Genomic DNA, 11,958 nt, shown 5'->3' with positions numbered 1-11,958 from the left:
GAGAATCGGAAGAACCTCGGCGCGCGGTGTGTCCCCGTCAGCCCTGCTCAGCCACCCAGCGCTGCGCATCCGCGTACGCGCGCCGAAGTGTCCTGCCGATCCACTGGTCGCCGCGGTAGATGTCGTCGGCTCGGATCTCCGTCAAGCCCACAGCGTCGATCTGCTGGAGGAGCCGCCTCTCGCTGACGACCAGCTTCAGCACGGAATCGGAATCGGCAAGCATTCGCGCGTAGCGCTGCAGGACATCGAGGTGGGCGAGGCCGATCTGGTCGGTGCCGCGCAGTCGGATGATGACCACCGAGTGCCGCGAGCCCTGGCCGACAGCGGGAAGCTGTCGCTCGACGATCGGAGCGCTCGCGAAGAACAGGCTGCCGTACGGCTGCAGGATGACGACGTCGGAGGGCGGAATGACCGGAGGGGGATCCATCTCGCGCATCCTGCCGTCTGCCGAGATCCGCACTTCGCGGACTCGCACCCGGTTGGAGGCCTGGGCGACGAAGAGGATGATGCCGAGGCCGACACCGGCGAGCACGGCGAACTGCAGCGGGATCAGCAGCGTCAGGGCGAAGGTCACGGCCATCACAGCAGTCTGCAGCGGGCCTGTCTTGACAACGGAGTACACGCGGGCGGGCTTGATGGCGCTGATGCCGACGACGATGAGGAGTCCGGCCAGCGCCGGCATCGCGACGTACGCGACCAGATCGGATGCGACGAGCACGACCAGCGCCATCACGGCGCCGGCGACGAACAATGCGAGCCGCGTCTTCGCACCGGCGGTGACGATCAGTGCCGAGGCCGACATCGATCCGCCGACCGGCATCCCTCGGAACAGCCCGGAGACGACGTTCCCGACGCCCTGGCCGATGATGTCGCGGGACGGGTCGGCGCGCGGTCTCCCCGCGGCGGTCGGGATGCTGGCGGACACACCTGCGCCCTGGACGATCCCCACGAACGCCAGCGAGCAGGCCGGCACGATCAGGTAGATGACATCATCGATCTCAGGCAGCACCGGTGTGGGAAGACCCCTCGGAACGTCGACGACGTCGCGCAGGAAGGCCACCGGAGTGTCCACCCACAGCGCCAGCATCATGCCGCAGATCGACGCCACGATGACCGCGGCGACGAGACCGAGACTGCGGAGTCGAGTCGGCTGCAGGCACATGATGATCAGGATGCAGATGGCGCCGACGATGAGGGCGGACAGGCTCCACTGCGGGACGTGGAACAGCGTATCGACGGTCCGTGCGAGGCGGTTGTCGCCCCGCGCCTGGTACCCCGTGAAGTTCGACAGCTGACCGAGCACGATGTTGACTCCGACCGCCGTGACGAATCCGGTCATCACGGCTGTCGGCACGAATCTCACGAGGCGGCCGGCGCGGAGCAGCCCGGCGACGATCATGGCCGCGCCCGACAGCATCGCGAGTGTGTACAGCGCACGGTCCGGATCTGCTCTGCTCTCGAGGTCGGCATCCGCGACGACCAGTGCCATCGCGCCCGTCGCCTGCACCGCCATGAATGAGCTCGACGTGAAGAACGCGGCGCCCACCATGCCGAACAGATAGGCGTACAGCCCCGCCAGGGGGTTCACCCCCGCGAGGAGGCCGGCGGCGAGGCCGTCCGGGACGCTCTCCACGCCGAGCACGGCGCCCGCGGCGAGGTCTTTGCCGAGCGTCTTGCGCGAGAACCAGCGTCTAGGAGCGATCCGCATCTGCCTCACGCTACCGCTCCAGGCGCGCGCGTCCGCTGCACTCACCCACGGCGGGTGAGCACCGCCGGTCGCTTCCGTGCAGCGCGATACTGTGCCACGCGAGCGACCCCTGGATGCAGCGCGATCGAAGGAGAGAAGATGTCGGAATTCAACTCGGATTTCGCAGGCGAGATCAGGCTCGATGTCCGTGATTCCGTTCCGGACTGGAAACCGTATGAGCTCAAGCGCGCGCCGGAGGGCGCTCCCAACATCCTGGTCGTCCTCTACGATGACACCGGACTCGCATCGTGGTCGCCGTACGGCGGACGGATCAGCATGCCCACGATGGACCGGCTCGCGCAGTCCGGCCTCACCTACACGCAGTGGCACACCACCGCGCTCTGCTCTCCGACGCGCTCGACGATGCTCACCGGGCGCAACCATCACGTGAATCGCGCCGGCGTCATCATGGAGGGCACGAACGGCTTCCCCGGTTTCGCCGGGCGCCTCCCCGCCGAATGCGCGACGATCGGACAGATCCTCCAGGACAACGGGTACTCGACGTTCTGGGTCGGCAAGGACCACAACGTCCCCGAAGTGGACAACGCGCCGGGCGGCAACCGGTCGATGTGGCCTGTCCAACTCGGGTTCGATCGCTTCTACGGGTTCCTCGGCGGAGAGACGAACAACTGGTATCCGGACCTCGTCGAGGACAACCATTTCATCGAAGCGCCGTACACACCGGAAGAGGGGTATCACCTCTCGAAGGATCTTGCCGACCAGGCGCTCAAGATGATCCGCAACCAGCAGGCTTCGAACCCCTCGAAGCCCTGGTACATGTGGTTCTGCCCGGGGGCCAACCATGCACCCCACCACGCTCCCGAGGAGTACATCGCGAAGTACAGGGGTGCCTTCGACGACGGATACGACGCCTACCGCGAATGGGTGCTCGCGCGCATGATCGAGAAGGGCATCCTGCCGGAAGGGACCGCCCTCACACCCATCAATCCGCTTCCGGACGACGTCTCGAACCCGGCCGATCATGTGCGCCCCTGGGAGACGCTCAACGATGACGAGAAGCGTCTGTTCGCACGATTCGCCGAGGTGTTCGCCGGATTCTCCGAATACACCGACGCACAGGTCGGGCGGATCGTCGACTACCTCGAGGAGACCGGCCAGCTCGACAACACGCTGATCTTCTACTGCGCCGACAACGGCGCCTCCGGCGAGGGATCTCCTGACGGATCGGTCAACGAGAACAAGTTCTTCAACGGATACCCCGACGACCTCGCCGAGAACCTGGCGATGCTCGACAAGCTCGGCTCCGCCGACACGTACAACCACTACCCGACGGGATGGGCGGTGGCCTTCTCGACGCCGTTCCAGATGTTCAAGCGCTACTCGCAGTTCGCAGGCGGCACCTGCGACCCGATGGTCATCCACTGGCCCAAGGGGATACGGGCGCAGGGCGAGCTGCGGCATCAGTATCACCACTCGGTCGACGTCGTCGCGACCATACTCGACGTGATCGGCCTGGAGATGCCGGAGACCTACCGGGGTGTGCGGCAGCAGCCCCTCAACGGCGTTTCCATGAAGGGCAGCTTCGATGCGGCGCCCGACGCGCCGACGGAGAAGAAGACGCAGTACTACTCGATGCTGGGCACCCGCGGCATCTGGCAGGACGGCTGGAAGGCCGCGGCCGTGCACGCGCCCCTGAGTGGGAAGGGCGACTTCGAGAACGATGTCTGGGAGCTGTACAACGTCGAAGAGGACCGATCGGAATCGAACGACCTCGCGGCGGAGCACCCGGAGAAGCTGAAGGAGCTGATCGCCGCCTGGTTCCAGGAGGCCGAGGCGAACTTCGTGCTCCCGCTCGATGACCGCTCCGCCCGTGATCTGCTCACGGTCGAGCGCCCGCAAGCCGAATCGCCGCGTGAGCGCTACGTCTATTATCCGGACACGGCAGCCGTTCCAGAGAGCGTGGCTGTCAACGTCCGCGGCCGCTCGTTCAAGATCGTCGCCGATGCCATCCTCGACGAGGCGTCGCAGGGCGTGCTGTTCGCGCACGGTTCGAGGTTCGGAGGACACTCGCTGTTCATCAAGGACAACAGGCTCACCTACGTGTACAACTTCCTCGGCATCCCGCCCGAGCAGACGTTCACCTCGGAAGAGCTGACGCCGGGGCCGCACACGTTCGGAATGGAGTTCATCCGCGAGAAGGCCGGCGAACACGGCGAATCGGTCGGCACCGCGAAGCTCTACGTCGACGACCAGGTCGTAGCCGAGGGACCGATGCGGGCTCAGGTGGGCAAGTTCACACTCTGCGGCGATGGTCTCTGCATCGGCTGGGACAGCGCCGACCCGGTGAGCAGGCAGTACTCGAATCCGTTCCCGTTCACGGGCGGAAAGCTGCTGGGCGTCGGCGTGGATGTCAGCGCGGAGCAGTACCTGGATCTCGAACTCGAGGCCGCCGCGCTCCTCTCTCGCGAGTAGGCACGCACATCGCGGCTCCCGGCGGTCGACTTCGGGTTCCGCTGTGCGCGCTGCTTCATCAGTTCATTCCGATGCTGTGAGCCCGCCTTCTACGCGCGCATGGACGCGACCTGCCGCCATCAGAGTCTGGAACCATTCCGTCCGCGCCGCGACCGTCGCGGCCTTCTTCGGCAGGGCTGCGAGGTGCAGCGTCACACCTGTCGCCGCGAGTTCGCGATCCAGATCGGTGAGCGCGTCGAGCACGGTGATGGTCATGACGGACAGTCGTCGCACATCCAGCACGAGCGTCTCGACCGGCTCTGGTCGCGCCGCGACGAGCTCGACGATCGCGCGCTTGTAGGCAAGGACGTTCGCCGTGTAGAGGCCGCGGCCGAGATGCACGCCGAGGCGGGGGCCGTGTTCTCCGATGACGTCCAGCTGCGGGACATTCAGCTCTCGGAGGACGAGGATCAGAGTGATCGAGACTCCGGCGGCCACGGCCGTCAGCAGTCCAGCGGTGAGCCCGAGCACTGCGACGACGAAGGCGACCCAGAAGTCCAGCGGACTGATGCGCGCCCAGCGCACCAGCAGCGGAACGTCGATCAGACTCGCGACCGCGACCAGCACCATGGCCGCGAGCGTCGCCTGCGGCAGCAGCGAGATGACCGGGCCGAGGAAGAGGGCGACCAGGACGGCCAGGCAGACGGTGACGATGGTGGCCAGCTGGGTCTTCGCGCCCGCGCTCTGATTGACTGCGCTCTGGGAGAAGCCGCCTGCTGCCGGCAGGGTGGTGAAGAATGCTCCGACGGCGTTGGCGGCGCCGACGGCGAGCAGTTCCTGGTCCGCATCGATCGGCGGTTCCGACAGCTTCCGGATTCCCCGGGCGACAGCTGCGGTCTCCAGGAAGACCATCACAGCGATCGCCAGCGCGCCGGGGATGAGGGCGACCACGTCGGTGAGATCGGGCAGCCCGGGAACCGGAAGCCCGGACGGCACCGGATCGATCAGCTCGACTCCCGCCTCGTCGAGGTCGGTCAGCCAGACCAGGACGATGCCCACCACGGCGACCAACAGCGTGCCGGGCACTCGAGGAGCGAAGCGCTTGCAGAGCACGATCACGATGATCGAACCGATCGACAGTGCAATCGTCGGCCCGTTCGCGCTGTCGAACGCGGCTACAGCCGCTCCGAGCGATCGGAAGAAGCCCTCGCCCGAGGCGTTCGAGGTCTCACCGAGCAGCTTCGGCAGCTGCCCGACTGCGACTGTGCCGCCCACCCCGATCTTCACGCCGAGAACCGTCGCGGAGCTGATGTTCTCCACGAGGGACCCGAGGCGCAGCAGCCTCGCGGCGAGCAGCGCGAACCCGACCAGCATGCTCAGCGCCATCAGCGTGCCGGCAGCGTCCTCGGAACCTGCCGCCACTCCCGCGGTGACGAGGGTCGTCGCGGTGAGTGTGGCGATGGTCGACGTGGTCGACACGCTCATCGCCCGAGCGCCGCCGAGGAGTGCGTAGACGAGCATCGGGAGGATGCAAGTGTAAAGACCCACCTGCACCGGGAGATTCGCGATGGTCGAGTATGCCATCGCCTGCGGCACGACCACAGCGCCCGCCGCGAGCCCCGCGACGATGTCCGGAGCGAGCGAGGAGCGCTGATAACCCGCGAGCGTGGGCAGCAGCCAGCGGGTTCGGACCGCCGACGGGGGAGTCATCGCGGGTGCTCGCGCGACGATGGCAGGCGGGGCGTGTGGGTCATGGCATCCTCAGATCTTCACCGGAAACGTGAGCAGGACGATGAACCCGGCGAGTCCCACGACGACCGCCAGCGCGAGCAGCGAGAGCCGGATGCTGCGAGCGACGTCGCGCTGCGACATGGCGGTGAGGAAGAGCACGAGGGCGAAAAGCACGGTCAGCAGCGAGTAGTCATCTCCCCGCTGGTTGTTCACGAGTGCCTCGTCGAACTTCGCATCGGCGAGCGCGGTCAGCTCCTCCGCTTCGCGGGTGCCCGGCGGCACGTACTCGGTCATGACCATCGGGCCGCGCTCGCTCCGTCCGCCCGCCTCCCACGCGTCGAACGCGGTCTTGAACTCCGGCGTGAATCGTTCCTCGATGAAGGCCACGAGCTCCTCGCGGCCGTCGGTCTCGGCCAGGACCCACTGCGTGTAGATGGTGAGGTCGTACTGCCGTGCGTCGCGCGCCTCGCCGTCGGCTGCGGCCGCCTGGATACGCGCGCTCGATGCCTGGCTGAACGCGATCGACATCTCGCCGCCCCACTTGGAAGCCTCGAATCCGCACCAGGCCGTGAGGACGGCGATGATCGACAGGACGAAGACCGTCACCACGTCGAACGCCCTGTGCCATGCTGATTCCTCTGCCATCACTCGTCCTCACCTCTTCGCACTCAAGGCAGCGTCACAAACTGCCGATCCCCTTGCCGATGACCACGATGCCGAGAACGAGGAGGAGAACGGTCATGATCACCGCGTTCTCCCGCGACAGCCACACGCGCAGCGCATCCATCGGCACGGCGAGTCGCGCGAACGCCACGAGATAGCCGATCACCGGGATGAGCACCGTGCACGCGGCCAGGAGCGTGAAGACGGTGACTGTGACCGCCACCTCTCCGGTGGCAAGGCCCGCGGTGCCGATGGTCGCGCCGGCGCTCGCCGCGAGCAGCAGGTTCTTCGGATTCACAGCGGCGAGAAGTGCACCGAGACCCAGAGCGCCGCCGAAGGAGATGCGATCGACCGTGTGCATCCACTTCGGCAGGCGCGGCTCATCGCCGGGCCGTGGCCGCCCCTGCCATTGACGCAGCGCCAAGGCCAGCAGCCCCGCACCGAGGACGATCTGGATGGTGCCAAGGATCGGCCTGGAACCTGACTCCGTCTCGTCGGGAAGAACCTGTGACAGCAGCACGAACACGGTCGTCGCCACGACGATGCCGAGGACCCATCCGACCAGGAAGCCGACGCTCGTCATTCGAGCCTTGGGAGAGAGCAGCATCAGCACGGCCGCGATGATCGGCACCGGGCTGATGGCGATTCCCAAGGCCAGCGGCAGCACCTGGCCGATTGCAGGGCCCATGTCGGCTCAGCCGAGCAGCTTCGCCTTGGCCGCCGCGAACTCGTCGGGGGAGAGCACTCCGGACTGCATGAGCGATGCGAGCTGCTGCAGCTGCGTGGCGACATCCGTCGAAGCTCCGGCTGGTGCAGCGACCGGCGCCGGCGGGGCAGCGGGTGCCGCTCCCGGGGGCGCGTACCGCGCTGCCGCCTGCTGCGCCGCCGCGTCGATCTGCGCCTGCTGCTGCGCGGCTTCGTACTGCTGCTGCTCGTACTGCTCCTGGCTCTTGCGCTGCTGCGACCGAGCCATGCCTCCGGATACGGCCGAGGCCGTACCCGCGACCACGGCCGTGCGTGCGGCGAGTCCGATCAGGCCGGGGCGGCCCATTCTGCGAAACGGCATCTCATTCTCCTTCCTGCTCGACCATGTCGAGCAGAGCGTTGACGATGGGGGCCGGCACTCGTTCGCTGCGGAGCACGACGCCGCCGCCGGCGGCGAGGTTCTCGGCGAGAGTGCGCACGAAGGCGAGTTCCAGGGCGATCAGCGCCGCCGCGGAACCCGGTGGGATCTGCTCGGCGAAGTCTTCGATGTCCTCCTCGCCGACGATGCCGGCCGAGAGGAGCTCGAGTTCGTCGAACCCGGAGCCGTCCTGGTCCTCCTCGACTTCGACGATCGAGACGGTGCCGTCCTCAGCCTTGCTGAGGATGATGAAATCGAGAAGGCGCACCAGCCCGCTGTCGAGGAGCTCGCTGAGCGCCGCGAGCGTTCGCGGGTCGGGGCGTTCGCCTTCGAAGCCGACGAGGTGAAGCTCGACCGGCCCGTATCGGAAGTTGGTCATGTGAATCTGATCCTCTCTTCGGTGGCATTGTCTGGGTGCATGTCGATCACGGGGCCGAATCGGTCGGGTGATCGGAGAGTTCGCGGACGGCAGCCCGGTTGGTGGGGAAGACCGGCTGACCGGCGATGATGCCGAGACGCTCGAGTCGCGGGCGCGCCTCGACGCGCATCCTGCTGAAGGCCAGTCGGATGCCGTTGTCATCGAGCCAGTCGGCGAGACTCTCGAACGATTCGGCAGCGGTGACATCCACGTCCGTGACCGCCTCCATGTCGATGACGACGGTGTGCACCGCGTCCCGGCCCGCCGTGGTGACAGCCGTCTTCACGGCCTCGGCGAAGACGGCGCCGTTCGCGAAGAACAGCGGGGCGGCCATCCGCACGACGACGATGCCGGGCGCGGTCATGGCACCCTGCGGTGCATCGACGAGCAGCGAGGCCTGCGGGTCGCCGTCCGCGGTGAGCACGTCGATCGCTGGAGCCGCGGCGCGCTTGGCGATGTTCACGAGTGAGAGCACGAAGGCCACGAGGATCCCTGGGATCGAGCCGATGAGCAGCGTCACGAGGAAGCACACGGCGCCGATGACGAACTCGAATCTGTCCTGCCGCCACAGTCGCGCGAAGTCCTTGATGCCGAGCAGCGGGAGGATGGCGACGGCGACGATCGCGCCGATCGCCGGCGACGGTATCTCCGCGAGCAGGCCCGTCCCGAACAGCAGCAGAAGAAGCGTTCCGACGGCGAGCACGAGCGAGGGAAGCTGGGTACGGGAGCCGGCTTGGTCCATGGCAGCCGTGCGGCTCGTCGATGACCCGACAGCGAAGCTGCCCTGCATCCCTGCGGCGATGTTGCCGAGTCCGAACGCGAACAGGTCGCGGTTCGGACTCGTCTGGTAGCCGCGCTTCTCGCCGTAGGCGCGCGACACCAGCAGGCCCTCGGCGGTGGTGACCAGTGTCAGCGCGATTGCGGAGGGCACCAGCGCCAGCCATTGGATCCAGGTGAGCACCGGCCACGTGAGGGCCGGCGGGCCGGCGGGGACCTCGCCGAGTACAGCCACGCCGGCCTCGTCCAGGTTCGCGACGACGACGAAGAGCGTGGCCGCCACCATGACCACGAGGGCCCACGGCACGGCGGCGATCAGGCGGCGGCCGCCGAGGAGGATGACGACACCGGCTGCCGCGATCAGGATCGACCAGCCGTTGGCCGTGCCGAGCCCGCCGACGAGTCCGGCGACCTTCTCCACGAACTCGCCGCCGGAATCGATCGAGACGCCGAGCATCTTGGCGATCTGGGAGACCAGGATGTCCAAGGCGAGGCCTCCGACGAAGCCGACGAGGATCGGCTTTGACAGGAAGTTCGCCAGGAAGCCGAGCTTGAAGACCGCGAGCAGCAGGAAGAGCACGCCGCAGATGATCGCCTGGGCGAGCGCCATCGTCGCGTAGGTCTCGGAGCCGGCTGCGGCCAGCCCCCCGATGGAGGAGGCGACCAGCGCCGCGGCGGCGGCATCGGGGGAGGCCACGACCTGCCGCGATGACACCACGAGTGCATAGACCACAGTCGGCACGATGAGCGCGTACAGGCCCGCTGTCGCGGGAAGACCGGCGATCTGTGCGTATCCGATGTTGAGGGGGATCGCGATCGCGAGCAGAGTGATGCCGGCGAGCAGCTCGGTCACGATGTTCGAGCGGTTCAGGCCCGTCAGCGGTCGCTGCACTGTCCGCTCCCGTCGTTCGAGATCACCTGGTGGTCGCGTTCATGCTGGCATCGCGGGCCTGCTCGGACGCTGCGCCGTTCACCCGCAGCGGGCGATGCGCGGCGGCGTCTTTCACCCTGTTCCGAGCACGCCGTCCAGCGCTTTCCACAGTTGGATCACGGCGACGACGAGCAGAAGTCCCGCGCTGAGCATTCCATTGTTTCGCGCGATCCAGGTGCGCAGGCGCGCCAGCATCGGATCCGCACGCGGTCCGCGAGTCAGCACGATGATGACTGGTATCGCTACCGGAGCTGCAGCAGCGATCACGAATCCGGTGATCAGCCACACGCGTTGAAACGTCGACGTCGATGACAGGGCGACCTCGAGAGCGGCCGCGACGACGAGCGAGATGTTGAGTGGATTGAGCAGGAAGATCCCTCCGCCGACGACGAAGGAACGACCCGGCGTGAATCGGGTGGCCGATTTCAGGATGCCGGGCAGCTGCGGAGTCGCAGCGGCGATCTCGTCCGGGGTACGTGCCTGCGCCATCCGGGTGAGGACTGAGCGAGCGCGCCGGTACGTCAGCGCAGCACCCGCTCCCAGTCCGAGAGCGAGCAGGAGGTGCACCATACGCACCCAGATCGGCGGCTCGCGTGGTCCCCCTACGGCCAGGGCGTCGAAGATGACGTACCAGACGAGGATCGACAGGACGACCGCGACCGTCCAGCCCGCCAGGTAAGAGGTCCCGTTGCGGCGCGCATCCTGCGAAAGGAGCACCCCGATCAGCGCCATCACGGCCATCGGGCTGGCGATCACCCCGAGGGCGATCGGGAGCAGCGTCCAGAGTACGGTCGTCATGGCACTTCATCGTCTGTCCCGACGACAGCGACCGCTGCCGGCCGCCGCACAAGCTCCACGATCACGAACACCACGGCCACACCGATGACCACCCCGACGACGCCGCCGAGGGTCGGAGGTCGATTCACGAAGATCAGCAGCGCGCCGATCGCCGCGACCGACACGAGGATGGCTGATCGCCATCGTTCGACGAGTTCGCCGAAGCGTCCGGTGCTGACGCCGTGACGATCGCCGGCGGCTCGAAGGGCGTCGGTGCCTCGTGTCGCGGCCTCCCGCAGCGTGCGCGCGGGCCTGGCGGTTCCTGCGAGCCAAGAGCCGATCGCGATCAGAGCTCCGAGCACCGCGAGCGCGACCGCGGTCGACTGGAGGAGCATCGTCAACTGCGTGAACAGCGCCATCGCCGCAGTCTCGGGCATCAGCGACGGACTCACCGCGGCGATGACGAACCTGCGCCCGATCCCGAGTCCGGTGGCGAGCAGGATGAATGCCAGAGCGAACAGCGCAGTCGTCCAGGTCAGGGCTCGCAGCGGACGTCGCGCGATGGCGACGCCCGCGACGAGCAGGGCCGCGACGACCCACGGCAGCCAGTAACCGGCCGCGACCGCCGTGTTGTAGACGGCACGCATGAGCACGAGAGCATCTGCCTGCAGAATCGGGATGTCACGATCGATCTCCGGGATCATCTCGGCGATGCCGACCTCGCGATCGGAGAGTTCCGCCTTCACCTTCTCGATCACGACGCCGAGCTGCAGGGAGAGGGTTCCGTCGTCCGCAAGCTGAAGCGCCGCAGCCGGGTCGCCCTGGATGACGGCGACGGCGCGCTCATGGGTGAGACGAAGGGAGTTCGCCCAGACCTCGGCGAACGCCGGCGACGCGATGACCTCCGCGACGACGTCGGCGATCAGCGTCTGCACGCCTTGAGCCGCAGGTCCCTCGAGCAGCCCGAGCGCGACCTCCGCCCTGGGCGGGAGACCGAGCTCGCGCACTCCATCGAACACGTCGCCGACCAGCGCTTCCACGTCGATCTGAGCGTTGATGGCGGTGGTCACCTCGTCGGCGACGAAGGCCTGCACGGCGGGATCCTGTGCCAGCGGCGAGAATGTCGCCACGAACTGGTCCGTGTCGACCAGCTGCGATCGTGCCCAGGTGCCGAGTGCCGCGACGGGCGCCAGCAGCAGGCCGACCGTGATCAGCAGCACCGCGATCACCGTTCTCGCCGCGCCTCCGGAAACCGGCTGAGACGGGGCGCGCAGGCGCTCGTTCTCGCGCTCGAGGTTGGTGATGCGGCGCCGGAGTTCGTCCACCTCGTTCATGATGCCCATTCGTCCGAGGAACAGTTGTCTGCTGCGTCACCGTAG

General features: G+C 67.4%; 10 protein-coding genes. 1 reads left to right on the top strand and 9 read right to left on the bottom strand.

Going from position 1 to position 11,958, the window contains the following annotated elements; genetic code table 11:
• Nucleotides 1-37 precede the first annotated feature (37 nt).
• Nucleotides 38-1,708, bottom strand: a complete 1,671-nt coding sequence (locus ACQUSX_RS04025; RefSeq protein WP_428905674.1) for a SulP family inorganic anion transporter — start codon at nt 1,706-1,708, stop codon at nt 38-40.
• A gap of 138 nt (nt 1,709-1,846) precedes the next feature.
• Here ACQUSX_RS04025 and ACQUSX_RS04020 point away from each other — a divergent pair, with 138 nt between their 5' ends.
• Entirely contained in the window at nt 1,847-4,180 is a 2,334-nt protein-coding gene (locus ACQUSX_RS04020) for an arylsulfatase (RefSeq protein ID WP_428905673.1), read from the top strand.
• 63 nt (nt 4,181-4,243) lie between these two features.
• Here ACQUSX_RS04020 and ACQUSX_RS04015 read toward each other — a convergent pair whose 3' ends face one another.
• The 8 genes from ACQUSX_RS04015 to ACQUSX_RS03980 all read right to left on the bottom strand — a co-directional run bounded on the left by ACQUSX_RS04015 (nt 4,244) and on the right by ACQUSX_RS03980 (nt 11,913).
• Nucleotides 4,244-5,869 (bottom strand): SulP family inorganic anion transporter, encoded by a 1,626-nt coding sequence (locus tag ACQUSX_RS04015; RefSeq protein ID WP_428905672.1) that lies wholly within the window; start codon nt 5,867-5,869, stop codon nt 4,244-4,246.
• A 51-nt stretch (nt 5,870-5,920) separates the two neighbouring features.
• Complete coding sequence (locus ACQUSX_RS04010; protein ID WP_428905671.1) at nt 5,921-6,535, bottom strand: hypothetical protein; 615 nt, start codon at nt 6,533-6,535, stop codon at nt 5,921-5,923.
• Nucleotides 6,536-6,569: 34 nt separating this feature from the next.
• Nucleotides 6,570-7,241 carry a GAP family protein gene (locus ACQUSX_RS04005; protein ID WP_428905670.1) on the bottom strand — a complete coding sequence of 224 codons (672 nt, stop codon included), beginning with the start codon at nt 7,239-7,241 and terminating at the stop codon, nt 6,570-6,572.
• A gap of 6 nt (nt 7,242-7,247) precedes the next feature.
• Nucleotides 7,248-7,619, bottom strand: coding sequence for an SHOCT domain-containing protein (locus ACQUSX_RS04000; RefSeq protein WP_428905669.1), 372 nt, complete (start codon nt 7,617-7,619; stop codon nt 7,248-7,250).
• A gap of 1 nt (nt 7,620) precedes the next feature.
• Complete coding sequence (locus tag ACQUSX_RS03995) at nt 7,621-8,055, bottom strand: DUF6325 family protein (protein ID WP_428905668.1); 435 nt, start codon at nt 8,053-8,055, stop codon at nt 7,621-7,623.
• 46 nt (nt 8,056-8,101) lie between these two features.
• On the bottom strand, nt 8,102-9,763 hold the full coding sequence (locus ACQUSX_RS03990; protein ID WP_428905667.1) for a SulP family inorganic anion transporter: 1,662 nt from the start codon (nt 9,761-9,763) through the stop codon (nt 8,102-8,104).
• 111 nt (nt 9,764-9,874) lie between these two features.
• Entirely contained in the window at nt 9,875-10,600 is a 726-nt protein-coding gene (locus ACQUSX_RS03985) for a GAP family protein (protein ID WP_428905666.1), read from the bottom strand.
• Nucleotides 10,597-11,913 (bottom strand): hypothetical protein, encoded by a 1,317-nt coding sequence (locus tag ACQUSX_RS03980; RefSeq protein ID WP_428905665.1) that lies wholly within the window; start codon nt 11,911-11,913, stop codon nt 10,597-10,599. Before ACQUSX_RS03980 ends, ACQUSX_RS03985 begins: the two co-directional genes overlap by 4 nt.
• Nucleotides 11,914-11,958: the final 45 nt, after the last annotated feature.

Origin of the sequence: Microbacterium alcoholitolerans, assembly GCF_050408615.1 — a bacterium.
Lineage (GTDB): Bacteria > Actinomycetota > Actinomycetes > Actinomycetales > Microbacteriaceae > Microbacterium.
The sequence above is the reverse complement of the archived record's forward strand: the minus strand, read 5'-3'. Positions and strand labels throughout refer to the sequence as shown.